18 protein-coding genes and 3 pseudogenes are annotated in these 26,122 nt (G+C 67.9%); 8 read left to right on the forward strand and 13 right to left on the reverse strand.

Annotation, left to right across the window (positions count from 1 at the left end; genetic code table 11):
* Positions 1 to 1,453: 1,453 nt before the first annotated feature.
* The 3 genes and pseudogenes from J7E93_RS17515 to J7E93_RS17525 all read right to left on the reverse strand — a co-directional run.
* Complete coding sequence (locus J7E93_RS17515) at positions 1,454 to 1,657, reverse strand: cold-shock protein (RefSeq protein WP_030325187.1); 204 nt, start codon at positions 1,655 to 1,657, stop codon at positions 1,454 to 1,456.
* 246 nt (positions 1,658 to 1,903) lie between these two features.
* Positions 1,904 to 2,142, reverse strand: a pseudogene (locus J7E93_RS17520) (MerR family transcriptional regulator); the annotation flags it as partial.
* Positions 2,143 to 3,036: 894 nt separating this feature from the next.
* Positions 3,037 to 3,462: pseudogene (locus J7E93_RS17525) on the reverse strand (transposase); the annotation flags it as partial.
* A 286-nt stretch (positions 3,463 to 3,748) separates the two neighbouring features.
* Between J7E93_RS17525 and J7E93_RS17530 the strand changes: the two are divergent.
* From J7E93_RS17530 to J7E93_RS17540, 3 genes are all read left to right on the forward strand, one after another.
* Positions 3,749 to 4,393, forward strand: coding sequence for a LysE family translocator (locus tag J7E93_RS17530; RefSeq protein WP_215070445.1), 645 nt, complete (start codon positions 3,749 to 3,751; stop codon positions 4,391 to 4,393).
* 1,264 nt (positions 4,394 to 5,657) lie between these two features.
* Complete coding sequence (locus J7E93_RS37155) at positions 5,658 to 5,792, forward strand: excalibur calcium-binding domain-containing protein (protein ID WP_251066682.1); 135 nt, start codon at positions 5,658 to 5,660, stop codon at positions 5,790 to 5,792.
* A 140-nt stretch (positions 5,793 to 5,932) separates the two neighbouring features.
* Positions 5,933 to 6,475, forward strand: a complete 543-nt coding sequence (locus J7E93_RS17540) for a DUF1707 domain-containing protein (protein ID WP_215070452.1) — start codon at positions 5,933 to 5,935, stop codon at positions 6,473 to 6,475.
* Between the two features lie 108 nt (positions 6,476 to 6,583).
* On the opposite strand, the gene J7E93_RS17545 is transcribed toward J7E93_RS17540, so the two are convergent.
* The 3 genes from J7E93_RS17545 to J7E93_RS17555 all read right to left on the reverse strand — a co-directional run bounded on the left by J7E93_RS17545 (position 6,584) and on the right by J7E93_RS17555 (position 9,568).
* Positions 6,584 to 7,549, reverse strand: a complete 966-nt coding sequence (locus tag J7E93_RS17545) for a hypothetical protein (RefSeq protein ID WP_215070454.1) — start codon at positions 7,547 to 7,549, stop codon at positions 6,584 to 6,586.
* Positions 7,550 to 8,480: 931 nt separating this feature from the next.
* Positions 8,481 to 9,197 (reverse strand): hypothetical protein, encoded by a 717-nt coding sequence (locus tag J7E93_RS17550; RefSeq protein WP_215070456.1) that lies wholly within the window; start codon positions 9,195 to 9,197, stop codon positions 8,481 to 8,483.
* A 14-nt stretch (positions 9,198 to 9,211) separates the two neighbouring features.
* Complete coding sequence (locus tag J7E93_RS17555) at positions 9,212 to 9,568, reverse strand: hypothetical protein (protein WP_215070458.1); 357 nt, start codon at positions 9,566 to 9,568, stop codon at positions 9,212 to 9,214.
* Between the two features lie 704 nt (positions 9,569 to 10,272).
* Between J7E93_RS17555 and J7E93_RS17560 the strand changes: the two genes are divergently transcribed.
* Genes J7E93_RS17560 through J7E93_RS38065 form a run of 3 tightly spaced genes read left to right on the forward strand, consistent with a single transcriptional unit; the run spans position 10,273 to position 12,945 of the window.
* Positions 10,273 to 11,910, forward strand: coding sequence for a Mu transposase C-terminal domain-containing protein (locus J7E93_RS17560; RefSeq protein ID WP_215070460.1), 1,638 nt, complete (start codon positions 10,273 to 10,275; stop codon positions 11,908 to 11,910).
* Positions 11,901 to 12,719, forward strand: coding sequence for an ATP-binding protein (locus J7E93_RS17565; RefSeq protein WP_308368695.1), 819 nt, complete (start codon positions 11,901 to 11,903; stop codon positions 12,717 to 12,719). The genes J7E93_RS17560 and J7E93_RS17565 overlap by 10 nt, the downstream gene beginning before the upstream one ends.
* Positions 12,688 to 12,945 carry a hypothetical protein gene (locus J7E93_RS38065; protein WP_308368696.1) on the forward strand — a complete coding sequence of 86 codons (258 nt, stop codon included), beginning with the start codon at positions 12,688 to 12,690 and terminating at the stop codon, positions 12,943 to 12,945. Before J7E93_RS17565 ends, J7E93_RS38065 begins: the two co-directional genes overlap by 32 nt.
* A 284-nt stretch (positions 12,946 to 13,229) precedes the next feature.
* On the opposite strand, the gene J7E93_RS37160 is transcribed toward J7E93_RS38065, so the two are convergent.
* Positions 13,230 to 13,445 (reverse strand): hypothetical protein, encoded by a 216-nt coding sequence (locus J7E93_RS37160; RefSeq protein WP_251066677.1) that lies wholly within the window; start codon positions 13,443 to 13,445, stop codon positions 13,230 to 13,232.
* Between the two features lie 232 nt (positions 13,446 to 13,677).
* Between J7E93_RS37160 and J7E93_RS37165 the strand changes: the two genes are divergently transcribed.
* Positions 13,678 to 14,169, forward strand: a complete 492-nt coding sequence (locus tag J7E93_RS37165) for a hypothetical protein (protein ID WP_251066678.1) — start codon at positions 13,678 to 13,680, stop codon at positions 14,167 to 14,169.
* 156 nt (positions 14,170 to 14,325) lie between these two features.
* Here the strand turns inward: J7E93_RS37165 and J7E93_RS17575 are convergent, their stop codons facing one another.
* The 5 genes and pseudogenes from J7E93_RS17575 to J7E93_RS17595 all read right to left on the reverse strand — a co-directional run bounded on the left by J7E93_RS17575 (position 14,326) and on the right by J7E93_RS17595 (position 24,038).
* Entirely contained in the window at positions 14,326 to 14,499 is a 174-nt protein-coding gene (locus tag J7E93_RS17575) for a hypothetical protein (RefSeq protein ID WP_215070463.1), read from the reverse strand.
* 156 nt (positions 14,500 to 14,655) lie between these two features.
* A pseudogene (locus J7E93_RS17580) lies at positions 14,656 to 20,873 on the reverse strand (RHS repeat-associated core domain-containing protein).
* A 283-nt stretch (positions 20,874 to 21,156) separates the two neighbouring features.
* A complete protein-coding gene (locus tag J7E93_RS17585; RefSeq protein ID WP_215070471.1) occupies positions 21,157 to 21,813 on the reverse strand; it encodes a response regulator transcription factor in 657 nt (218 codons plus the stop codon).
* Entirely contained in the window at positions 21,810 to 22,886 is a 1,077-nt protein-coding gene (locus tag J7E93_RS17590) for a HAMP domain-containing sensor histidine kinase (protein WP_308368697.1), read from the reverse strand. Before J7E93_RS17590 ends, J7E93_RS17585 begins: the two co-directional genes overlap by 4 nt.
* 717 nt (positions 22,887 to 23,603) lie before the next feature.
* The gene (locus J7E93_RS17595) at positions 23,604 to 24,038 is read right to left on the reverse strand and encodes a GNAT family N-acetyltransferase (protein ID WP_215070473.1); all 435 of its coding nucleotides are present in this window, start codon (positions 24,036 to 24,038) and stop codon (positions 23,604 to 23,606) included.
* A gap of 407 nt (positions 24,039 to 24,445) precedes the next feature.
* Here J7E93_RS17595 and J7E93_RS17600 point away from each other — a divergent pair, with 407 nt between their 5' ends.
* A complete protein-coding gene (locus J7E93_RS17600; protein ID WP_251066679.1) occupies positions 24,446 to 24,847 on the forward strand; it encodes a transposase in 402 nt (133 codons plus the stop codon).
* Positions 24,848 to 24,985: 138 nt separating this feature from the next.
* Here J7E93_RS17600 and J7E93_RS37170 read toward each other — a convergent pair whose 3' ends face one another.
* Entirely contained in the window at positions 24,986 to 25,264 is a 279-nt protein-coding gene (locus tag J7E93_RS37170) for a group II intron maturase-specific domain-containing protein (protein ID WP_251066680.1), read from the reverse strand.
* Positions 25,265 to 26,122: the final 858 nt, after the last annotated feature.

The following is a 26,122-nucleotide window of genomic DNA, read 5'->3' on the forward strand; positions in this document are numbered from 1 at the left end:
CACTATCGGCCAGGGCCCGGCCGGCCCCGGCCGGTGAGGCCGCTACGGACGCGGCGGTCAGAGCGGCAGCAGGGAGAAGGATGTGCTTGCGGTAGAGGGTCGTCACGTTGGCGCTCCCACGGAGACGAATCACGCAGAAGTAGAACATTCTGCGTATTTGCGAACAGACTCCGCATAGTGTGCGGCGGCTTCACCGCAGGTCGGGGAAGCGCGCCGGGGCTGCCCGCCCGGTCACCCGATGGAACCGAACGGACAGCGGGGCATGGCGGTTCACAGGCGGCCGAGGGCGCTGGTGTTCACGGCGTCGACGACGCCGTCGTGGAGGTGGAGGCCGGCGGGGGCTGCGGCCTGGTGCATTTTTCGCCGCCCGGGAGCAGGGACGGCAGGCAGTTCGCTTCCAGGAAGTGCGGTGTGCCGTCGTCGGCGAGCCGGAAGTTGACCTTGACGATGCCCCGGAGTCCGATGGCGAGGACGATTCCCGGGTCGTCTCACGGGCCTGGTTCCCCGACCTCGGGCCGAATGTTCGCCGGGATCCGGAGTTCGGTGCGGGTTGCGAGATCCTGCTTGAGGCCGAAGTCGAAGAAGGTGTGGCCCCTGCCCCGCGCAGTGGAGGTCGGGGCGTACTGGGCCGTGCCGAGAGCTCCCCCGGAGTCGCCAGTCGGATCTCCTCCGCCACTGGCAACGCGCGAGACCGTCCAGCAGGCGGACCTCCTCAGCATGAGCAGCACTCACCGTCGGGGCGCGTTCCAGGTACCAGTGGCGGGCAACGGGACCTCGGTCCAGTACCAGGCGATAGCGCCCATGCCATCGGGTGCATCGAGGGCGGCCTGGGCGAGTGCCCGGACTTCGGACGGATCGTCCGGTGGCTTCGTTCACGTGAAGTTCTAACGAAGCCAGGGCATCCTGTGCGTGGATCTCTTGGGGGCGGCGGGGTGCCATACCTGAGCCGCACCTGTCCTTGACCNNGGTCAAGGACAGGTGCGGCTCCGTGGTTGAGCCCCCGGGTCCGGCAGTCCCGGGCCTCCCTCCCGCACAGACGTCGATGGGCTCCGATCTCCGCAGGGAGGTCGGAGCCCGTCTTCATTGGGCTACCGAGTTTGCAGTGCGCCGCGGTCGATGAGTCGGGGCATAGGGCAGCCAGTCCCGCTCCAGGCTCGTGGTGCTGGCGGCGCGGACGTCGGCGCGGACCCGCGGGGTGACGTGTTCGACGTCGCCGACCGGGTAGACAGGCGCACCCTGTCGCGGCTTGGCGTTGCCCAGGGCGCGCCCGCGAAAGGGGCGGCAATGACAACGGGCTCAACGCGGGGAACGGAACGGCGTCGCTGGCGTATGTCCCGTCCGGGCAGCCCCGTAGCGGGGGAGAAAGAACACGGAGGCCCTGCTCCTCCTGGGAATGAACCTGGAAGGAGCAGGGCCTCCGGGCAGGGCTCGGCTGCCAATGGGGCGGGAAGGGTCAGGCCAGGTTGATGTTCTCGGCCTGCGGGCCCTTCTGTCCCTGGGTGACGTCGAACGTCACGGTCTGGCCTTCCTGGAGCTCGCGGAAGCCCGAGGAGTTGATCGCGGAGTAGTGGGCGAAGACGTCCGGGCCGCCGCCGTCCTGGGCGATGAAGCCGAAGCCCTTCTCCGCGTTGAACCACTTCACAGTTCCCGTAGCCATGTCTCATGCCTTCCAGTCGATGGACGCCTCCCGCACCCTGCGGAAGGCGGAGGTGATCGCCCTGGTTCCTGCGGCACAGCACAGCAAAAAGCCCACGCCGAGGCGTGGGCAAAGGGAACTTCCGAACCACGACAGCTGACGCAGACGGTACACGCCCGCACATGCTGTCACCACAGGAAACGAGTACACGTCGCGCCTTGGACGGGTGCCGGCAGGCCCGCCGAGGAACGGAAGGCGCGCCCCAGGTCAAGCCGCAGCCGTTGGATTCGCTGACTGGGCGGCGCGGCGGTGTTCGGCGTTGATGCGCTGGGCCTCTTCGAGCTGGTCTTCCAGGATGACGATGCGGCACGCGGCCTCGATGGGCGTGCCCTGGTCGACGGGCTCGCGGGCAGGGCGGCGATACGCAGCTGGTAGCGGGAGTAGCGTCGATGGCCGCCCTGCGAGCGGAGCGGGGTGATCAGGCGGGCGCCTCCGACGGCGCGCAGGCGGCTCGCCGGGATGGCCGTCGGGCGCAAGGACGATCCCGGTGACACCGGCCGACAGCAGCGCGGACACGACGCCTGCCACGAGCGCCCTGCCCGGCAGACCGGCAAACCCGGAACGACCAGGCGCAGCACTCTGCGACCCTGCCGAAGAGGTGCGCGCTTGCGGACCAACCGTCGACGGTTCCTCCTATGCCGCCGTATCCACAGCGACCACGCCACTACCGGCTGCGCCCCCGCGACCCCAGACACATGCCGCAGACGCAGCCGCAGACGCTGACGGATCTACGTCGGATGCGCCCGGTACGCCAGGAGCTGTGTCCGGCGGTGCCGCTACGCCGGCGTCGCAGCCACCCGCCTCACGTGCCTCCCCCAAGAGGTCGTCCTGCGCAGCGGGCCGCGTCGAACTGTGCGGGCCGTCGCCGTCCGACGCAAGCGGGGCTGTCAGAGGTCCGGCTCCCGCACGCCCGGCCGACACGTCGGCACCGGAGCGCCGCTCGGCCTCCACCGCCAGACGCTCACGGACAGCGACCCACGCATCGACTTCGGACCGGTCCCCGCCACACGCCCGGACAAACGCCGCCAGCAGCTCTTCCCGGGGGAGATCACTCCTGTCCAGTACACCGGCCAGTTCAGTACACCGGCCAGCGTGGCACGCGGAAACACATCTCCCGCAGCCTCGGCCGGCGTTCCAGCTCACGGAAACTCAGACCCGCCCCTATCCGTAATGCCGCAGCAACGCCACGAACTGGCCGGCATCCCCCGCCCCCTCGGGCCGCGGCCCTCTCTCCTCCACGCTGCCCCTATGCCTGTGAGTCCCGGATCCGGAGATCACCCGGGCAGCCCAAGGTCGCCAAAAGTTCCACGAGTGCGCCCCGGCGGAGGCGCCGACGTCCCCAGCGGGCAGGACGCGGTGTCGGTAGCCGCGTTGCACGCTGACCGCGTCCTGGCAGTGCGCACGCTTGCCCAACGCGCCGCAGTACTGCCGCGTCTCCCCCACCGAAGCGGTGCCGCACTGGGGAACGACACATCGTCGACGACCCACCCCTCAGGTCGTATCGCCTCACACAACCGCCCGGCGATCCGCCTTCGTACCCGGCAGCAGACCCCACGGCGACCGGTCCACGAACTCCTGCAACGCCTGCATGTTCGCCCGGCAGCCGCTCGGCCCTCGGCTGGATCGACGTGCGACGGCCATCCAGCATCAGACCCCGCAGACAACACCCGCCCCACCGCGCCTGATCCCGCCGGGCATCGACCGGAAACGTCGGCACCGAACTCCGCCAACTCACCCCGGAGCCGTTCCACCTCCCCCAACCTCAGAGCCAGAAAGATGCCCGCCACCAGGCAAAATCACCCGACGTAGCGAAGCACCACGAAGGCCTGTCCGGCCGATCACGCGGAGATCGCCGACCGGATCGCGGGTGATCCAGCAGTCGTTGATGTCGTCGGCCGACTGCAGTCAGGGTGCACGAAGACACTCAACGGCAGGGCCGTATCCTGAGGCAGACGATGCAGGTACTGCCGATGCGTCGCAGCCGCCCGTCGCAGCCGGGCGCCGCCCATTTGCCGGGTATCAGATACCCGGCATACGACCAGGAGTTGACCGGTGATCAGTCTGGCCGCAGTAGGAGGAGTGGCCCTGGTCGAGCTGGGCATGGCCCTGACGCCGGGACCGAACATGATCCACCTCGCCTCTCGCGCGATCACCCAGGGCCGCAGGGCGGGCCTGGTCAGCCTGAGCGGGACCGCCGTGGGATTCCTGTGCTACCTGCTGGCCGCGGCCGCGGGCCTGTCCGCATTGTTCGCCGCCGTGCCACTGGCGTTCACGCTGGTCAAGCTCGCCGGGGCCGCCTACCTGGCCTACCTGGCCTGGGACATGCTCAAGCCCGGTGGCCGCTCGCCCTTCGCCCCGGCCCAGGACCTGCCTCCGGTCTCCGGCGCCCGTCTGTTCTCGACGGGGCTCCTGACCAACCTGCTCAACCCCAAGATCGCTCTCATGTACGCCGCTCTCCTGCCCCAGTTCATGGATCCGCAGGCGGGCCCGGACTGGGCGCAACTGCTCCAGCTCGGTGGTGTGCAGATCATCGTGGGGATCTCCGTGAACGCTCTCATCATGCTGAGCGCAGCACGGGTGTCGGGGTTTTTGGCCGTCCGGCCCCGCGTGATGTCCGCTCAGCGGCTTACGGCAGGCGGATTGCTCGGCTTCTTCGCGCTGCGCACCGCCCTGTCCCGTACGCCTGTCACGGCCTGAGCCATGCCCACACACCTGTGAACCGGTCCCGCGCCCTCCTCTGAACTGGGAACCCGTGAGCCGCGGCACCGGCGGTCCAGCCGGCCGCCTCGGCGCACACCCCGCAGGAACCCGATCCACTGCCCCTTGGCGCTCCCGCTCCTTGACGCGATGGCATGTCCCGGGCAGGGAGGGTGGGCCCGCGGCGGCCGCAGGCCCACCCTCGTTTCGCCTCGCCCTCGAACTCCGGAACGCTGGCCTTGCCGACCCTGACCGCCCTAGCGAACCAGCAACCAGCAACCAGCAACCAGCAACCAGCAACCAGCAAGGGGAACGGCATGGGCGACGGCCACCGGTCAGCCGAAGCTTCGCCTGCGGTCCTCGGTCGACTGCGGGGGGACGCTGCGCAGCCGACGGACAGGGTGCCCGCTCGGCCCGGTCCTGCGTGCACCCTCTTCACAGGACCGGGCTGCAGTCTGGTCAATTTCCGTGGGTTCCACGGCCGGAGCCAGCGCGACCGCGGCGATGACCGCCATCACCACGACGAGGATGATTCCGATACTCACAGACATGAGTCCCGCCTTTCGCCTTGCCCCCTACACCTTGCAACTACTCAGCGTTTCCGATATAGCGCACGGTAAACACAGTGAGTGATAGTGGGGGCGGGTCAGCAGGGCAGGGCACGTTAGTCGCCTTGTCCCCCTCCCGGCTGCTGCTCCGCCCTCACACTGGGGCCAGCCGCCCGCCCACCCGCAGGACGCACCGGTGGGCTCACGGCGGCCGCAGGCCCACTTTCGCTGCAGCCGTTGCAACGCGGAAATCTCGGCGCCATAGGCGCCAGGCGGCGGATGCGGTCGCCTTCTCCGTGGCTTCATGGTGCGGCATACGCCCCCCTGGTGTTCCACTGGATGGAGAGTGAGCCGAGGTGGCGGTGTCCTGTGGCCAAGAGCAATGGTCCATTGTGGCTGAGGAAGTCTCGGGGGATCAGGCGGTGGTGGCGCGCCGCGGGGCCTGGGCAAAGGGCGGCATCATCGCGGGGGCGCTCCTGGTCGCGCTGCTGGTCGTGGTCGGGATCGAAGAAGCCGGCGAGTCCGAGGAGGGACCGACTCCAATGCCGACGCCTACCGTGACGGAGACGGTTACGGAGGATCCCACTGCGTCACCCACGGTGACAGAGACCGTTCCTGCCCCAGTGGAGTCAGAGCCAGTGGCGCCGCCCCCACCCCCACCGCCTCAGACGACAAGTACGCCGCCGGAGCCCGAGCCTGAAGAGACGACGGACGAGATGGCCTATTACGAAGACTGCGATGCCGCAAGGGCAGCGGGGGCTGCGCCACTGCTGCGCGGGGAGCCCGGGTATAGGGATGGGCTTGACCGGGATGGGGATGGCATCGCCTGCGAGGTCTATGTCGGTCCCTGACGTGTCAGTGGCCGTAGCCGGGTTCGCCAGGTTGGGCGATAAAGGCCGTAAAGACGGGCGATCGGCTTCCCCGTCAATTACCCATCCTGCTACGGACGTTGGCGTGTCCGCATCGCCCGGCACGACACTAGAGTGAGACGGTGACCTATCTGCCCGAAGATCCGTCTTCGCTGATCAGCGAAGACGACCGCGACACGGCCGTGCAGCGCCTGCAGGAAGCGTACGCCGAAGGACACCTCGCGCACGAGGAGTTGGAGGAACGCCTCGACCAGGTGCTCACCGCCAAGACGGGCAGCGAAATCGTGTCGGCTCTGGCCTCGCTTCCGGAGGAGAATGCCGGCACCACGTCCACGATTGCCGCCGCCGGCGGACGGATCCGGCGGCGCGGCGCATGGCGGGTACCTAGGATCCTCAAGGTCGAGTCCGCATTCGGAAGGGTGCACCTGGACCTGTCCCGAGCGGTCATCGACCATCCTGTCGTCGACATCGAGCTGCAACTCGGCACCGGCCGGGCAAAGATCACGGTGCCTCGCAACGCGATCGTCGACATCGAGAATCTGCACACCGGGTGGAAAGACACGCTGCACAAGACCCGGCGACGCTCCCGCCCCGATGGGCCCAGGATCCGGATTTCCGGCACCATGGGGTTCGGACGGTTGAAGATCCGCCACGCGCGGCGGTGAGGCCCGTCCGCACCAGGACCACTTGTCCGTTCACTTCTTCCTCTCCGCTCGACTGCTGATGCCGTGACCTCAGTGTGTCGCCAGTTGCTTGGCCAAGGAGGGGCGGTGTCAGCCGCGCCGCAGCCACCGCCGAACGGCCTCGATGACGGCGCCGCGGGCAGCAGCAGTACGGACGCCGCGGTAGGCGAGACGCTGGCAGCCCCTGTAGCGCCAGGGAACTGACCCGACCCAGCCATCCACCGCGCGGAAGTGCCGCAGTGCCTCGCGGTGGCGCCCCTGCTTGGTGAGGCAGTAAGCGACCAAGTGCTGAACGTAGGGCAGAGCGGGGTGCCCGGCGGCGGCCTCCATGTCCGCCAGCGCGGCGTCGACCATGGACCGAGCCTCCCGTGAGCGGAAGTCACGCCTGCTGCCACGGGCCTCATATGTCTCGTACCAGGCGAACAAGGGCAGCGCGGCCATCAGCGTGCCCGCGGGGGCTCCGTCGGCGGCCTGCTCCGCGAACACCCGCGCCTTCTCGTGCGAGCCCCGCCACTTGCCGCTCCAGTACTGCAGCGCGTTGTAGTGAGCCTCGAAGTGGTGCGGTGCGCGCTTGACGATCTCCTCCCAGAGCTCGCGCATCATGTCCTCGTTGTAACCGAGCCCGAGCGCCGGCCAGATCTCCGCGGAGTACGGGCACGGGTCGTCCGGGTTGAGCAGAGCTGCGTCAAAGAGGTTCTGGCGCGCCTTGAACAAGGCACGGTGGAACAGACGGAACCGCCACGACGCGGTCTGATTCGCGTAGCCGCCGCCACGAAGCCGCCATGCGAGGCTCACCTGTGCCCGGGCCCGGACCAGCGCCGCGTCCGGGTCACCCGGACGCGCCCGCTCCCACGCCCGTACCCACAGCGGCCACAGCCAGCCCCCAGCGCACGCCAGCTTCTCGACATAGAAGGCCCGGCGATCCCAGTCCTGCCCGGTCTGCGCCAGCAGCCGCGCGGCGGGCCGCCAGATGCCGACGCCCGCCAGCACGATCGCTCGCCACAGAGCCGGATCGGGCCCGGGGAGCAACCTGCTCTGCGGGCGCAGAGGGAACATTCCGAGGAAGAGAACAGTGCCTGCGATGAGGACGGCTGTACATATGTCGGCGGAAGTCACGCCTGGTCCTGTTCAGTGGAATGGATCATCGAGCAGCGCGTTCCACCGGGTCCGGGCGTCGGGGAGGAGCCATGCATGGGGAACCAGCGGAGTATGCACGAGGCCGGGCCGCCGGAGCAACGGAGTAGGCCCGGAGGGTTCCTGATTGAAGCTGCCTGCGGAACGCGGCTGGCACGCTCTGCGTACTCCCTGGCGCTGCACCAACCGCGACGGCTCCTACGTCAGCCACCACATCCCCGCCGTCGACCGCTGATTCGACCCCTGGAGCCACGCCTCGCCTCACGGCACCCAACCCCGGTGCATGGTACTGAGCGCCCCACGGCACGTCACGACGCCCCGCCCTCGGTCAGACCACGCTGAAGGCGGCGCATCCTGGCGGCTCTACGCCCGACGAGGGTCCGCTATGGCGATCCCATCGAATCGTGGCTCGAGATAGCTCAAGGCTGCCACAGTGACAGGCGCTCTTGAGGGCCGTTGGACGGTGCTGCCTTCCGCGCAACTGCGAGAGCGGGAGCTGACCATGTCGCACGGGAGGCGCGGGGCCGGCCTGCAGCGTGCGCCTGGTTCGAACCTGCACACAGAAACGGGCGCGGGCATGGAGTCGCGGCATTCCGGCCTCCCTCGATTCGCCCGACAGTCCGAAGTTCGGCCATGTTCACGATTGCACGGATCCCCAAGATCATTTTTTTGCATATGCGCGTGCGTTCGCGATCACCGACATCGGTGATCTTCATCCGTTCGAGTGAGTCAACTTAAGAGGGCAGCTGCGGTCCCGGTGGCGATACCTGGTGCGAGCAGCGCCCCCATGCCGGCGGCAGCCACGGCGTGTCCGAGCAAACGGCGGCGGCTGAGGGAAGAGGTCATGCGCCGATCATGAATGGACAACGACACCGGTCCATCCCGCCGTGCCCCAGCCGATCCTGCCGTCGAGGTCGTACTGGTTGACGGGGTCGCCGGGAAGGGCATAGGCGTTGGCGTTGCCGCCCGGAAGAAGATCATCGAGCACGGTGATGGAGCCGGACCGAGAGTCGGGTGTTCCTGGGCGAGCAGTATCTCGCCCAGGAACATGCCCGAATAAGCTAAGCAGTGTCACTGTACGGCTTGCCCTCCGAAGGTGGTCGTCCGTGGACGGAACTCCGCCGCGCGAGAGATCCACCCATTGGCCCCGCAGGTGAATGTGAAACTCCTGCGGACCACCGAAGAGGACTCTTCGCCGCGAGAGGCGGATCTCACGCGAGAGCTCAACCTCAAGTGCCGCCGCCACCCCTTCGAGGCGTACCGCCTGGTCGCTCGAGGTTTGAAAAACCAGCGGGTCGTTGAGTTCACCCCCCCAGCCGATTGAGAAGCCCTCCTGTTCGGTAAGGATCAGGCGCAGAGGGAAGCTGCGATCCCAGGAGAGAGGCAGAGCAATTTCCAGATTACTGTCGCCTCTCAGGGCAGTTCCCAGGTACCAGAAGGCCTCATCCTGGATTATCCCGGGCGGATCAGAACGGGTAAGAATGGAATCGACGGCGTCGATTAGTTCCCGCTCGCTGGCCGTTGGCCGCGTCCTGGTGTTCAGTCGATCATACGTGTGGAGATAAGTCATGGTCTCGCCGCCTCTCAGAACAGAGTGAAGTGGCGCGGCCTGCCCCGCCACTTCCAGCCGATCCGGAATGTCGGCCTCTTGGCAAACACGTTGAAGTTCCAGCCGAACTTGATGCGGCGACCTTGGTGGTTCCACCGTCCGGAAGCCTGACCGTGGATCCGTTGGCCTGCTTTCGCGCGACCGTAGTTCGCAACGCTCATGTTGCCGTACCGATAGCTGTGTCCGCCCCAGCGGCCTGACTGGAGAGCCCTGCTTGCAAAGCGGGCGCTCTTCGCGAGCCGGTAGGCGCGCCATGCGGTGTAAGCAAGGCGAGCTGCCATCAGAGGCTGGGCACCCGGCACAAACATGAGTGCCGTGGAAGCTATGGCCACTTATTCTTCCACGCCCAACGCTTGGCTTTCTTGAAGCCGCAGGAGCCAGCAGATTCGGCCATCGAGGTCGTACTGATTGACCGGGTCGCCTAGCCTCGATCGTTCATGAGTCGCCGTCAGCTTGCTGACGGCGACTCTGTGTCTGTGTGGTGGGGTCGTTTCGGGCTGGGGCAGGTTGAGGGCCCGGCTTTCGCGTCGGGTGGGCGCCGGGTTCCACTTCGCCGGTTGGGTGCTGCGGGTTGTCGGAACGATCGAAGTGGCTGGTCAGCCGGGGTTCGGGAGGCTGCGGAGCCTGCCGATCGCGTCGGTGATGATGTCGGTCCAGGGCCATCGGGCGGTGAAGCGGAGCCAGTGGCGGCGGCCGGGCGCGATGCATCTGCCGACGCTGATGACCTCCCCGGGCTTCGAGGTGATCGGCTCAGGCGGGGCCCGCCGGCTTGCTCCGGGCCTCCTGGACGGGCTGCCGCCCGGCGAAGCAGAACGGGCTCTGTGGTGGCACCGGCACATGAGCGAAGTCCTCAACGGCCTGCCGCCGGACGCTGCGGCGGGGGCGATGCCGCGGCCCGAGTACGCCCCGGCGACCCGAAACCTGGCCGAACGCGAGGCGGCCAAGGCCGCCGAACTCAGCTCAGACCGGCAGGTTCGTCAGCCCGCACACCATCCGCTGGCGCCGGCGCCGCTACCAAAAACGCGGGGTGATGGGAATGGTCGACGGCCGTCAGGCCCCGCGCCGCCCGGTCCTGGGCCAGGTCGACCCGCAGGTCGTGGAAGTCCTGCGACGGCTCATGGACCAGGCCACCGACGGCTCCACCCGCACCGTCAGCTACTACTTCGAACGCGTCGGCTATGCGGTGAAGAAGCTGGAGGGGCCGCCGGTCGAGATGCCCTCACGGGCGACCTTTTACCGCCTGTTCAACCGGCTGGAGGCCGGGCGTCACACGACCGGTTCGGCCCGCACCCGCCGCTCACAGGCCAACCAGCCCGACGGTGTCTTCGACCAGATCACCGTCTGCCGGCCGGGCGAGCTGATGGAGATCGACTCCCCCCCGTTCGACGTGCTGGTGAGGCTGGGGAACGGCGTCGTGGACCGCGCCGAACTCGCCGGCATGGTCGACGGCGCAACGCGGTCCATCACGGCCGCGGTGCTGCGGCCGACCAAGAAGTCGGTGGACGCCGCTTTGCTGCTGGCCCGGTCGGTGACCCCGGCCCCGATGCGGCCGGGCTGGCCGGAGGCTCTGCGGATGGAGCACTCGGTGCTGCCCTACGAACGCCTGCTGTCAGTGGACGAGAGGCTGCAGCACGCTGCCGCGGTCCCGTTGATCATCCCGGAAACGGTCGTGGTCGACGGCGGCAAAGCCTTCTTGTCGCAGAACTTCCATGCCGCCTGCAACGCGTTCGGCACCGACGTGATCCACGCTCCACCCCGCACCCTAACCCACAAGCCCCATATCGAAAGAAAACTGGGCTCGGCAGCCTCACTGTTCGCTCAGTTCCTCTCCGGCTACACCGGACGGTCGACGGAATACCGCGGCCGCAAGGTCGAGGACGAGCCGCTGTTCTCGCTGCACCAGCTCCAGGAACTGCTGGAGCAATGGATCAGCGCCAAGTGGCAGAACAGGCCCCACGACTCCCTACGTGACCCGCTCGCCCCGGGGCGGACGTTCTCCCCGAACGAGAAGTACGCCACCTTGGTGGAGACGGCCGGATTCCTGCCGCTCGCGCTGACCGCGCAGGACTACCTGGAACTGCTGCCGGCCCGCTGGCAGGCCATCAACTCCTACGGCATCAAGATCAATCACCGGATCTACAACTGCGATGAACTCGATGACCTGCGGCGGGAGAAGTCCGGGATCGCTGAGCGGAAGAACCGCTGGGAGGTCCGCCACGACCCCTACGACATACGGCTCGTCTGGCTCCGCAACCACCGCACCGGACATTGGATCACCATCCCCTGGCGGCTGCTGTCCTCCACTGCCACCCCCTTCGGTGAGCTGGCCTGGGGTCACACCGCCCGGGACCTGCGTGAACAGGGCGAGCCGGTCACCGAGGACGCCATCGCTGAGGCGGTCGGCGACCTGCTCGACCGGGCCGCCAGTGGCCCGGCGGAAGAGGCGGCCCCGGCCAAACCGGCCCGAGGCCGCCGCAGTCGGCGTCGCGGCCCGAAGGTCGCCGCCCGCACCCAGGCCACCAGCAATCCCGCCTGGCCACGGCCCGAACCCCCGCCGCCTCCGCCGGTCGAGCCGTCGTCTCCGGTCGAGGACGACGAGGAGGACGACACGGTCGCCGAGGTCGTCCCGCTGAAAGTGTTCGACGCACGCAAGGAGGCACGGAAATGGTGCTGAACGCGCACGAGTTCGGGCTGCCCGAGGACCGGCGGATGCCCACGACCACGCTGGAGGGCTGGCGCCGGTTCGTCGACGAAGACCCGATCGCCTTCGACCTTCTGCCCGAGGACGACTGGAAAGCCCTCGACCCCAGAGCCAGGGACGAGTACGACGAGGGCCGGGTCAACTACCACTCCGAGCTGATCATCGTGGAGACTCCGACCGTTCGCGATGTCCTCCACCAGGGCCGGCTGCTGACTTTGGTCAACCGGCGGGAGATCAGCGCTCGGCGCGGTCTGATCGTCTCCGGGCCCTGGGCAACCGGCAAGTCCACCGCCCTCAAGCAGCTCGGCCGGGCCCACGAACTGCGAGTACGCCAGCGCTTCCCCGACCACGACCGCATCCCGGTCGTCTACGTCTCCGCCCCGCCCAACGGCTCCCCTCGCAAGCTCGCCACCCGCTTCGCGCACTTCCTGGGCCTGCCCATGAAGGCCCGGCACAACGAGATGGACATCGCCGACGCGGTCTGCGAAATCCTCACCGACGCCCGCTGCGACCTGTTCCTGGTCGACGAGATCCACAACATCAACATGGCCACGTCCACTGGCAAGGACCTGTCCGACCATCTGAAGTACTTCGCAGAGCACATCCCCGCCACGTTCATACGCCGGCATCAACGTCCAGCGCGAGGGCCTGTTCACCGGGGTCCGCGGCAAGCAGATCGCCGCCCGCTGCGTGATGAAATACACCGGGAACTTCCCTTGCCAGGCCGAATGGCGCTCGATGGTCGCGCTGATGGAGGACTCACTACGGCTCCACCACCATGAGCCCGGCACGCTGGTCCGGCTGGCGAAGTATCTCCACACCCGCACCGACGGCAGCATCAGCAGCCTGTCCCACCTCGTCCGTGCGGCCGCAATCAGCGCCATCGCCGACGGCAGCGAACGCGTCACCCGCCCACTGCTCAAGTCCATCCCGGTCGATCACAACACCCAGTCCGCCAGCTCCGGCACGGCCGATGCCGAGGACGGCGAGGTCGGGGACGCGGCGTGATCCGCCACCTGCCGCCGCCACGGCTGCGGAGGCTCCCGCACACGCTCACCCCGCTCCACCGTGAAACGTGGGACTCCTACGTCAGCCGGCTCGCGACGGCGAACCGGAGCTCCCACCTCGTACTCCACGAACACATCAACGACCGGCACCGCATACACCCCGCTCCGCTGCCGTTGCTCGACGCCATCAGCCACCTGTCCGGCCACCCCCGCGACCGGCTCCTCAAGGCACTGCCCGACCTGCGGACTTCCGATCTCGTCCGAGGGCTTCCCACCGCCTGCCAGTTACTCGATGACGGCTGGCACGTCCAAGCCGTCTGCACGCTCTGCCTGGCCGCCAAAGGCGTCTTCACTCAGGCCCGCCACTGGGTCCCCAAAAGCACCCGACTCTGTCTCCGTCACGGCCGCTGGACAGACACCTATCACGCGCAGTTCGATGTCCACCTGCTGCCCGAGATCACCCAGGCACAGCGCGACCATCACCACCTCGTCCGGGAACACGGCTGGCAGACCGTCGTGGTCGCCATGCGTCAGGCCACCGGATGGTTCTGGCGATGGTGGGACAGCCGCAGGTTCCACCAGCAGCGCGACCGCAGACTGAAACTCCTCATTCCTCCCGGAGGATCCCCGACTCATCGCCAGCAGCTACCCCGACATCATCGCCCTCACCGGCCTCCTGGCCTCGCCCAAGCTCCGGAACCTGCCCTTCACCGGCCACGACCGGGACTTCCGCGTGTTCATCAGCGAAGTCCGCGCACGAGCGGCCCCCGGCTACCGATACGAAGGCGCCGGCGTCGCCGATCCGCTCGTCCGCTGGATCGAGGAAGAGCGCTACTACCGCACCCTCCCCAATCATCCGTTCCCGATGCCCAACGAAACCCGGACGCACAACCCGGACACGCTGGAAGATCTCACCCGCAGACTCAACGCCATACTCGCTCCCGAATCCGACGACCAGCGCCAGTGCGCTAGCTGCGGCACCCGGTTGAAGGACGCCAACCCGAGGATGCGGTTCTGCTCAACCGTATGCAGATCACGCAACTGGAGGCGCCAACAACGGCAACGCGCACTCCCCGATGCATCCTCCAGCACGAAACAGGCGGAGTGCCCGGTCTGCGGCACCACTTGGATGGCTGGAAGTGACCGACGTAGCGATGCCCGCTACTGCTCACACAGATGCCGAGAAGCGGCCTTCCGCCAGCGCAAGGTCGTCGAGGACGACTGACAGCAGCAGCGGGGCCGGACAGGAACACCCTGCCCGGCCCCGCTGCTCGTCCGTGCGGCTACGCCCACATGCCGACCTCGGACAGCACCCTGCCCCCACGAGCCGTACGGGCGCGGCTCAGTCCGGGTGGGGTGACCGAGCACAGTTCCTCGAGGTTCAACTTGTGGACCTGCGGCCGGTGAACCACACCGTTGCTCCTGCCGCGGTCGCGGCCAGTCCCAGGATGAGGACGGGCAGGCCGGGCCCGGGAAGAACATACATGGCCGCTCCGGCCACGGTGAGCACGGCACCTATCGACATCACCACGATGCCGAAGCGAGACTGAGACACGCTGGCTCCTTATTGCTCGATGACTTTGCTGGAAACGCTTCGGGAAATCAGGGGCGGCTGCCCGGGCCGCCAGAAGGCGGCCCGGGCAGCCTGGTCGGGGCGGGGCTGATCACCTCTGGTGCCGGTGTTCACGCATCATGCGTGCCCGGCTGGCGATCAGTATCCCCAGTAGATCTTCGACGAGTAGACGTACACCCGTCGATAGGTGGTCCACCAGGACGACGTCTCGGAGAACCGGAAGTTGGTGTATGTCTTCCGGTAGGTGATCCGGTCCTGGTACTGCGTCGTGTAGACGGAGACCCATTCGGCGAGCACCTTCTCGCGGCTCCACGAGAGGAGGGTGCAGCGGACACCGCGCTGGGTGCGCCAGCGCCAGCGCTCCTTCCAGCCCACGATCGCCAGGGGCGTCCAGTCTGCGAGCGCGTCCCACATCCAGGAGTACTTCTTGGTGCGCCAGCTGGTGTAGGACCACTTGCCGGACCAGGTGATCTTGATGTCGCTTCGCCAGCCGGTCCACGCGTACCACGGGATCTTACAGGGCAGGCATCCGGAGATGTCCTCGGCGTTGACCGGGTCGGCGCAGACGTAGTCGTAGTTGCTGCAGCTGCCGCCGGCGACCGGGTCGGTCTGCAGGAACCGGCCGGAGGCCGGGTCGTACAGACGCACGCCCATGAGGACGAGGTTGCCGAGGGTGTCGGAGGACCGCTGCTCGCCTCCGAACCAGCTGTAGCGGGCTTCGTCGGTGCCGGTGCGCTTGCCGAACTCGTCCGTGGTCAGGGCCGTTGCGGCCTCCGAGGTGTCGAGCGGCAGTGCGAGCGCGACGTCGCTGTGCAGGTCGACGAACTGCAGGACGACGTCACCGGTCTTGCTTGTGGTGGCGCCGAGGCTGCGTCCGGCGGACTCCACGTTGCGGGTGATGGCACCCGTGGCGGTGTCCTCGACGATCCAGGTCGGCTTGTCGCTGTCGCTGCTGTAGTGGTTGACCTTGGTGGCGGTCGTCACCCAGCTGCCCGTGGCGTTCGACTCGACGGTCCACGAGCGGATCCGGCGGGTGGCGTCGAGCGCCCAGGTCTGGCGCTGGCTGCCCAGCTGCTGCTGCCTCACCAGGTCGTTGAGGTAGTAGCCGAGCGTGCCCTCACTGGGCACCGTGGTGGCCCGGCCGAACGCGTCGTAGGCATAGCCGCTATCGGTGCGGCGGTCCGCGGTGTCGTACGTGCTCGTGACGGTCGTACCGCCCGTGGTCGGGCAGTCGAGGCCAGGAGCGCCGGCGGCCGTCGTGAGGGAGGTGCGGTTGGAGTGCTTGTCCCAGGCGTACGAGCGGCGGGTGCAGACGCTGTCGGCGGTGTCTTCCACCGTCGTCAGCCGGCCTGCCGCGTCATAGCGGTAGGCGCGGTTCGTGTTCTGGCCGGCACCGCCGGCACGGGTGGCCCACTGGTCGTGGGTCGTGACCGTCGCGGCGTCGCTGAGCAGCAGGGCTCCGTCGGAGTCGCGGGTGTAGGCGCGCTCCGTCGGCTTGCCGGCCGGGTCGGTGGACTGGGTCATCGTGTAGCCGCCGGGCAGTTGCTCGGTGGCCACGTTGCCGTCCGCGTCGTACGAGGTACGGAAGGTGCCCGCGACGGAGTCGGTGAGCGAGACGAGCAGTCCGCGCGGCTCGGCCGCGGTGTCGTAGGTGTACGTGACCGTGGAGGGCGCGCCGTCGGTGCTCTTGACCGGCCGGTTGAGCTGGTCGTACTGCACGGACGTGGTGTTGCCGTCGGCGTCGGCGTAGCTCATCTGACGCCCGAGCACGTCGAAGGTACGGGTGATGCTGCCGGCGGTTGTCGAGGTGGTCTTGGTGAGGTGACCGGCCTCCGCGTCGTAGGTGAACGTCTGGTCCGGGATGGCCGTGCCGGCCGTGCCGCTGGTGGTGACCGTCGACTGGCGGCCTGCCGCGTCGTAGGTGGTGACCAGAGTGCGGGTGGCACCGTTGGCGGTTTCCACGACCTTCGCGGGCTGCCCGTAGGCGTTGTACTCGTTGTAGATCACCGGCAGTGCGCCGTTGGTGCCGGCGGCGGCGCCGGCGTAGCGGACCTCACATGCCTGGTCGGCCCACTCGGGGCGGCCCTGGCATGCTCCGGTGCCCGTCGCCGACCAGTAGGTCGTCAGCTGGGTTCCGGGGTCTGTGCCGTTCGACTTGGGCATGAGGGACTTGACCGCACGGCCCTTGTCGTCGAACTCGGTGATACGGGTGATCGCCAGGCCGCCAGGGTCCTGCACGTTCTTCGTCGCGAGGCCCTTGACCCAGTCGTACTCGGTGGTGGTGACGCGGGCGTCGGCCATCTGACCCGGGTAGGTCAGCAGCTCGGCTCCGACGGTCTCCTTGGTGGGCTGGTTGACCACGGTGGCCGAGCCGTCGGTGGGACGGCCGGCGTCGTACGCGGTGGTCGTCCAGGTGCGGCCGGGAGCCGCGGTGCCCGCCGCGAGGAGGACGGTGCCGTCGCCGGCCTTGAGGTCCTTCTCCAGGGTGAGCATGCGCAGCGGACCGCGCGAGTCGGTCGAGCGGGATCCGTCGGCGGCGAAGGTCGTCTCGCTGGCCAGCAGTCGTGCCCGCTGGGCAGATCCGGCCGCGTCCGTCCCCAGGCCGAGCTCGGCGAACCCGGTCCGGTCCTTGGCGGTCAGACCGAGAGCAAGCGCCCGGTTCGCGGCCGAGAGCTCCATCACCGTGTTGCCAAACCGGTCGTACTGGGTGGTGGTGATGTGGTCACCGGGGTTGCGCTGGTTCACCTGACGCCCGGAGGCGTTCAAGTAGACCACTATCGCCCTGGCGTAGTCGGCCCTGGTCAGCTGCGCTCCGTCGGAGGACGAAGGCACCTTGTCGGCGGGGAAGACCGCGGCCGCGTCCGAGGGAGCGTCGTTCTGCCCCCACTTGGCTACATCCGCGGGCCCCATCGCGGCCGGGGCCGTCGTGCCGGTGAGCGGAACGTTGTAGACGACCGTGGAGGTCGCCGTACCGGAGACCTGGTCCTTGGTGCCGGCGACGAGCGTGGATCGCTGCACAGACAGCAGCATGCCGTCCGAGGCGCCGGTCACCGAGGCGACCTTGCCGTAGTTGAACGTCCACGGCAGCTGACCCGGAGGCGTAAGCGACGTCACGCGGCCGGCGGAGTCGTAGGCGTACGCGGTCTTCAGCGCGGGGCTGATCCGCGGATCCCACGCCTGCCGCAGGCGGCCCTGCTCGTCGTAGGCGTAGCGCGCGACCGAGCGGGCGGTGGCGTTCGCGGCGCCCGGATCGGTGGCCCACACCTTGAGTTCGGAGACCTGTCCTGCAATGTCACCGAAAGCACTGGTGGTGGCGGTGGTCGTGGTCGCGTAGACGAAGTCGAGCACCTTGCAGCCACGCGTGGCCGGGGCGGCCTCGCAGGTCGTGGCCGTGGCCGCGCTCGTGGCGCCGATGATGCGCTTGGGGCGGCTGACCCTCTTGCCGTCGATGGTGACGGCCTCGGAGACGATCAGGCTCTCGCCGCCGTCGATGCCGGACTGGACAGAGCTGGAGACCTGCCAGGTCGGGGCGTCCGCAGCGGCCTTCTTGAACGTGGTGACGGAGCCGTCATCTTCCTTCAGGACGAAGGAGGACGAGAAGCCACCGGTCAGCGCGAGTTCCTCGAAGCCGGTCTCCGGGATCCAGCCGTTCTGGGCCTGGTTGGCCGTGAAGTAAACGGACGAGCCGTCGGCAGAGACGAGGTTGAGGGAGGTGTTGGAGGTCTTCTCGATGTGCGAGTACCCCGAGTCCACCTCAGGAGCGACGGTGCCGGATACCCACTCCTTGCCGAAGATCGGAGCCTGGCCCGTCTGCTTGGCGCCCTTGTCCGGCACGCGTGAGGAGGCCGTACGGGTCACCGAGAGGCCCAGCACCTCGGCGTCGGACGCGCCGAGCAAGTAGTCGCCGTTCAGCAGGTTCACCGAGCCGGGACCCACCTGAGAACCGGCGGCACCATCGGCGTTGCGGTCGACGACGACGGGCAGCGGCTGCGTGCTGCCCGCGGCCGCGTTCGGCCCAGTGAAGTCGGCCTTGATCTGGACGCTTCCGTCGGGGTCGACGGTGGTGGTGGCGTTCCAGGTCAGGGCGGCATTCTTGCCGTTCGTCAGCGGCACGGGCCACGCGGCGAGCGGCTGACCGTCCTTGAGGACATCAGCGGCGGGGATCTGAGTCCACGGGTCGGCGTCGGAGCGGCGCCAGGAGAACGAGACGGAGTCGTACTTCCCGGCATCGGCCTCGGCGACGAGCGGCAGACGGCGCGCGGTGCTCTCGCCCTCGCTGGGCTGGACGAAGCCGCCGGGTCCGGCGTGGAAGGTGTACTCCAGGGCCTCGGACTTGTTGTCCGCCTTGTCGACCTGCCGGACCTGGAGGGTGTGGGTGCCGTCCTTGGGCGGGGTGATGCTGATGGCCTTGGCAGCGGTGGTGCCGCCGGTGGTGACCTTGGTCCAGGTCAGGCCGTCAAGGGACCACTCGAGCCAGTTGTGATCGGTGCCGTTCGGGGTGACGGTGAAGGTACCGGCCTGGCCTGCGCCCTTGACCCAGGCGGTGGACGGGTAGTCCGTCGACGTGATGCCGGTGGGGGCGGAGGGCGAGGTGGTGTCGACCGTGAAGGTCTTCCACTCCGACCAGCCGAGGTTGTAGTGGGTGCCGTCGTACGGGCTGCTTCGGAACTTGTACGTCTTGCCGCTCGTCAGCACGCCGGCCGGCACGACGACCGGAGCGGGCTGTCCCGAGGGCACGAACGCCGACCGTAGTACGGCACCGACCTGGGTGTTGGTGACACTGTCGAAGATCTGGTAGGCGCCCTGGATCTTGTCACCGTTGGGGTCGACAAAGGTGTCACGCAGCGTCGGTGTGACGGTGTTGACCACGTAGGCGCCGCCGTAGGAGAAGTACGGCGGGCCCGCCTCCTGCTTCGTCCCCGTACGCGGCCGGTAGTTGTAGGTCACGACCAGCTTGGGCGGGTTGGAGGCGGCGTTGGCGGAGTTGACCCGCTTCCACTGTCCCGTGATGGTCTCGTCGGAGGCGCGCAGGCCCATGTGGGACTTAGCGGCCTTGGCCGAGGCCCACTCCTGCACCATCGTCGTGACGTTGGCGTTGATCCAACCGTCCGGCTGCGTGCTGCAGGAAGCGTTGCCCCTCGTCTCCGAGGACGTGGCCTTCTCGGCGATCCACGACGGCTGGGCCGTCCACCGCGACGAGGTCGTCGCCGCGCCGGTGGACCACACCTCCCACGGCTGGTTGGGGCACGACGAGCCGGTGTAGTTGCCGGAGTGGAAGTTCCACAGCGACAGCTTGGCGTCCATGACCAGCGCGTCGGCGATCGGCGCGGTGTTCCACGAGACGAATGAACGCGCGGTCCGGTACGTTCCGTCGGCGTTCTTCGTGCCCGGGTTGCCCAGGTCCAGCTCGACGTCCGTGGACCAGTCGACCGTCGTGCCCTGCTGTACGTAGGTGTCGAAGACGTTCGACAGCGCCGAGGTGGACGGGTCGACCGTGACCGGGTACTTCGTCGCTGGATCGGCGAGGAAGCCGGCGTCCGGGGTGATGACAAGGTCGACGCCGCCCTTGGTCTTGACGACTTCATGCCGACATTGACCTGGCGCGTGTGCTTGCCGGAGACGGGGTCGACGGTGGCGTCCCACATCACAGGGGCGGGCATGACGGCGGTCTTCTTCGACTTCTTGTCGGTGAACAGCACGCTGCCGTCGGCCTGCTGCTCGGCCTTCAGGCCCTTCGTCCTCAGCGGCAGGGTGTAGGAGAAGCCGTTGGCGGGCTTCTCCTTGACCAGGACGAACTGCTCGAAGCCAGTACGCGTGGCCTCGACTACCACGTCAGCACCCGGCACCGCGTTCTCGTAGGTGGCGCTGGTGCCGTCCAGCTTCGGGGCCGGAAGGCCGCCCCTCCACTGCAGGGTGATCGCGTTGTCGCCTTCACCGAGTGTCACCAGATCGGCTGCGGGGGCGGACTGAGCGGCCTTGAGCGAGGTGGCCTTGGCGCCGGTCTTCCCTGCCAGCTTCAGTCCGGTCGGGTGCGCCTTGGAGACGACCGACCCGTCCGGCGACGTGCCGAGTGTGACGTCGACGTCGCGCCACTGGCCGGTGGCGGTGTCACGGAACCGGATCGGGCCGGCCGCCAGCTCGGTGGTGAGCGAGCCGTTCGGGTTGACCCAGGCCGTCGAGGTCTCGGTGCGCTCCGACAGAGCCTCGACCCGGCGCCCGGACAGCCGTGCCGTGACACGCGCCGACGGGATGTCGGCGGCCGTCGTCGCGGCGGACTGCTTCTGCGGCTGTGTGGAGGGCCGCTCGGCGGGCGCGGCGACGGCTGCTTCCGCGCCGTAGACCGTCGAGACCGACATCAGCAGTGCGATTCCTGCTGCGGCCGCGCGTATGCCTGGCCCCTGGTCGAATCTGGGCCGTTCGCGGAATCCTGATGTGGATTCCGGTTCAGGGATTCTCACATTGCTCCCTATAGGTGTGGTGGTGACTGCGGGACAGAGCCGGAGGGCTCTGCCCCAAAGCCCAGTCCGTGAGGGCCTGGGCGGCTCATGGGGTCCGTCATCGGTTGCTGACCAGTCCTCGGGCATGACGAATCGCCCCTTCGCGGCAGCGGCGGGATGAGGTTGTTGCGGGGCGCCGAATCTATGGTTCGATCAGGCCGGTCCTGATGGCGTAGCGCGTGAGCGCAACGCGGTCGCGCAAGCCGAGCTTCTGCAGGAGGTTGGCCCGATGGCGCTCGACCGTCTTGGCGCTGATGACCAGCATGTCGCCGATCTCCTTCGAACTGTGGCCTTCGGCGACGAGCTTGAGGATCTCCTCCTCACGGTCAGTGATCGCCCGCTCCGGGAGAGCCCGGCCTTCTTCCGCGCGGTCGAGGTACTGGCGGATCAGCGTGCTCTCGACGCCGGGATAGAGGAACGGCTCGTCGCGCATCGCCGCGCGGCACGCTTCCACCAGGTCCCGGTCCGCGACGGACTTCAGCACGTAGCCACAGGCTCCAACCCGCAGAGCCTCGAAGAAGTACTGGTCGTTGTCGTACATGGTCAGGATCAGGATGCGCAGGTCCGGCCGGGTCCTCGAAAGCTCACGCGCGGCCTGCAGCCCTGTCATCTGCGGCATGGCGATGTCGAGAACCGCCAGGTCGACGGGGACCTTCTGGGCGATGGCGACGGCCTCCGCACCGTCACCGACCTCTGCCACGACGTGCAGATCGGGCTCGGAGTCGAGGATCATCCGAACGCCACGACGCACCAGAGCGTGATCGTCGGCGAGCAGAATCCTTCTGGGCCTGTCGGTCACTGCTCCGCCTCCGCCCTTACGGGTACCCTCAAGCGCACGGATGTGCCGCCCTCGGCGTTGGTCTGAAGGGTGAACTGTGCCCCGATCAGGAGAGCACGTTCACGCATACCGTGGATACCGGATCCCTCTGGGGCACCGTGGCAACCGCGCCCGTTGTCACTGATCACCAACTCCACGCCTCCCAAGGTTCCGTGCCGCAGCTCCACGTCGACGCGGTCGGCACCCGAGTGGCGCGCCGCATTGGTCAGGGCCTCCTGTGCCACCCGGTAGATCGCCAGTTCGACCTCCTGTGTCAGGGCCGGAAGCACCGGCTCATTGCGGTGGCCGACTCTGATTCCGGTGGTAGTGAAATCCGCCGCCAAGGCCCGAAGAGCGCTGGTCAGCCCGAGGTCCTCGAGCACCCCGGGGCGCAGTCGGCGAGCGATACGCCGAAGCTCGTCCAGACTCTCCCTGGTCGTCTCCTGTGCGGACCGAAGGTCGTCGCGTAGCTCTGCCGGGGCTCGGTCTGCCAGCCACTTCAACTGGAGCAGGACGGCGGTGAGAGCTTGGCCGACCTCATCGTGGAGTTCCCGTGCGAGATGCCTCCGCTCGGCCTCCTGCGCTGCGGCCACGCGGGCACTGCTGGTGGCTCGTTCGCTCTCCAGCCGGTCGAGCATCGCGTTGAACGTGTGCACCAGCCCGGCCATTTCAGCCGGGCCGACCGCCTCGGCCCGTACGCCCGGCGTCAGCAGATCCGCCTTCACCATCGCCCGCGACAGACGCTTGATCGGGTTCAGCGCGTACCAGAAGAGCAGTGCATTGGCCACGAGCATCGCCAGGACGCCGGCGATCACGACGATGGCTTCTTTAAAGCGGACGGGAGAGGAGACTGTGACCCATGGACTGAGCAGGAGAAGAGTAGCCAGAACCAGGAGGGAGGCGTTCATCACGAAGATCCGCCAGAACAACGACACTGCAACCCCCTCCCCCCCTCGTTCGCTGGCTTCCTCACCGTTGCTGACCGCCATCGCAACGGTGATCAACAGGAATTCTTGGCGATTGCCCCCGGGCCGTCCATACATGCTGGCACCCATGTTTCCGCAGTTGAGAACGGCCCGGTCTGAACCGCCCCGCGGATTGCCCGGTGCAGCGTGGAGAGCGATGGCACTACAGGCGCGTCCGGATTCTCGGCCGCCCGCTGCATCAGCTCGGGTGAACTCGGGAGGCGTTACCGCCCCACAGCGCCAGCAGCCTCTGGATTTCTGTCGTGACCGTGAAGTGCGATGACTCCACCCTGGTGAGACGGTGATCCGCGCGTGCTGCGGCCGGCCACCGCCACACGGTCCGCTCCGACTTCCCCAACGCCTGGGCGGCCAGACATAGGTGAGCGTCTGTCAGCTCACCGCGCCCATCGAGATCCAGCAGCCGGGGCATCGCTGCCGCCCGCCCCGACTGGGGCGGGAACACTGCCGCCGGACCGCCCGCGGGATCCTCGCCACGGCTTCCCGGCATGTGCGGCCCCTCTCCGCCGAGTACCGGACAGCACGGGCTGCCGCCCTGATCCCGGGTGTCCCAGCCCTTCGGTACTCAACTGACCGGAATCGGCATACGACTGACAGCAACCGTCACCATACAGCCGCTCCTTCACGCGAAGCCACCATCGAGGCCGCCAGCTGACCGGGCGCCGGCAGGCCGCGCAGCAGGAGGGCGGCATACCCCCGCGTCCGTCGACTCCGACCCCACCCGGACACGCTCGACTTCGACTGACATCCTGGAAACGATCCTGCGGCGGCGACCGCAGAACCATCCAACTAGCCGATCGGGAAGCGATAGATCATCGACTCACTAGCTTGGAAGCCAAGACGCTCATAAAGCCGGTTCGCTGCGGCACGATCCGGCCGAGAAGTGGGATCCACCGTCCGGGCGCCCGCTTCCCGAGCGATCCGCAAGGCCTCCTGAGTGAGGAGTGCTGCGAGTCCCTGGCCTCTCGCCGCAGTGTCGACAACCACGTCTTCGACGCGCCCCCTCAGCCCGGACGGCAGGGGCAACAGCAGCAAAGTCAGAGTACCGACGATCGCCTCGGACGTCCGGGCGACAAGCACAGTGTTGGCATCACACGACACCATCCGGTCGATCGCCTCGAAATCGAGGGGTTTGGCCGTCGAAGACAGCTGCGGCAAAAGCCGACCGAAGGCCTCGACGAGTTCCTCACTGGCTTCCCGGATGATCTCTACACGGACGTCCATGCCGGGAGCCTATCTATCGACCGAGCCCGCAAGGCACGGATGCGCTGGCGCATTGATCGCCAAGTGCAGCCGCTTCCGACGGGCAGAGCCACTGACCGGCAACGTCAAGTGAGATGACCTCGGAGAAGTGCCGCTGAGGGACAACACCATCTGAGATTCCGACGGGCTCCGTCTCACACGTTCATGCATCAGCCCACGTCACAGCCTCGGTAATAGGCAAGATCAAATGAGACGGGACAACGGCGTCCGAACGCCGATCCACGCCAGCCACCCAGGGCGTCCCGCACTCGGGACACACCACCCGACCCGCCCCGTTGGCTGAGGTCGGTCTCACGCTCGCGGGCCGGGCCGGCGCCCGCCTGATCAGTGTCCTTGGGACGCCGGTCAGCCGCAGCACGGTCCTGCGGATGGTTGACGCGTTGCCCGAGCCGGAACTACCGGCGCCGCGGGTAGTCGGGGTCGACGAGTACGCCACCCGCAAGGGCCGTCACTACGGCACCGTCCTCGTGGACGTCGAGACCCGTCGCCCAGTCGACCTGCTGCCTGACCGGGAGTCATCAAGCCTGGCCGCATGGCTGGCCCAGCGGCCCGGAATCGAGGTCGCGTGCCGGGACCGGACCCCGTTCTTCGCCGAGGGCGCCACCGCCGGAGCACCCCAAGCCGTCCAGGTCGCCGACCGGTGGCACCTGTGGCACAACCTCAGCGAATCCGCTGAGCGAACCGTCGCCCAACACCGCCGTTGCCTGCATGTTCTCGTCCCGGAAGCACCCCCGGACGAGGCCGCCGCACGCGCTCGCGCAGTGGGCTAGCGACAACACGCAGCGTTACCGGTCCGCTGAGTAGGCCCGGAGCGCGGTGCCGGGATTGCTCCCGGTCCGTTTCTCCGGACCTCTCGCCGAACCCGCCGTGCGTCTCTCAACGCAACGGGCTCTCCACGGTTTCTGCCGTCAGACGGGGTTCGCAGGCTGCCATGGGTTGGGGATTGTGCTGGCCCGGTATCGGTAGCGGCTGACCGTGACCGATGCGATCCGGAACAGTTCGATCCCGTCTGCCGCGATGGGTCTCCACCGCCCGGTGGGGGTGGTGAACCGGCGGCGGACGTCGCCCCAACTCCATCGGTGGCGTTCCCGCAGTATGCGGATAAGACGCCACCACACGAAGGCGTCGAGCCTGTCGAAGACATGCTTGGCGACTGCGTGCTTGAAGTAGTTGGCCCAACCGCGCATGAACCGTAGGAAACCGGCTTGAAGTCGGCCTCGAAGATCGGTTCCAGCACCAGCTTCAGCGCCGCCTGAACGACCCGGTCCGCGATCGTCGGGATCCCGAGCTTGCAAACCTTCCCCGAGCCTCCCGGCTTGGGGATACTGCGTTCCCGCACCGGCAGAGGGCGGAACGAGCCATCCTTGAGGGCGTCCCGCATGTCATTCAGGAACCCGGGAACACCGATCGATTCCTCGACGTCTACGGCGGTCAGGCCGTCGACGCCGGGAGTCCGGGCTCCCTGGTTGCCCGCGACCCGGTCGAACGCCACCAACAGCGTCGCCGGGTCGTGCACGAGGTTGAACAGGTCATCGAACCGGCGGCCGGGACCGGCCATCGTCCAACGGTGAAGCTTGGTCTGCATCTCCAGTACCCGGGCCCGAGGGCCCGGAGCTCCGTCATTCGGCGGGGCGTCTTCCGGCATTGCAGCGTCCTTCCCTTCTCGATACCGCTGCCGCCCTTTCCCATGTGGCCGGCTCTCCCGGCCTCGGAGTACTACGGCGGCTCCGCCCCGTCCCGGACCGATCAGCGGTCGATGCGCTCAGCCCCGGCAGCCTGCTGGAGGCAGGTGGCAGGGCGAGGTTCGGGACGGTTCCCGTGTTCACTGTGGTTCGCTCGATGAAGGAGGAGCCCGGCTGTGTCCCTGCGGCATCGCCACGAGTACGCCGCAGGCTTTCCTCGTGGCCTCCGGGCCAGCTTTCGTAGACCGACCCAGGAGTTGTCAGACCACCCGAAAGGATGACCTGCATACGCACCGCTACCGGCCCTGATCCGCCAGGTTCGAGCCGGAGGCACTTTAAGAGCAATACCGGTGACTTTGATGG

This window comes from Streptomyces sp. ISL-36, from assembly GCF_018614205.1.
Classification (GTDB): domain Bacteria; phylum Actinomycetota; class Actinomycetes; order Streptomycetales; family Streptomycetaceae; genus Streptomyces.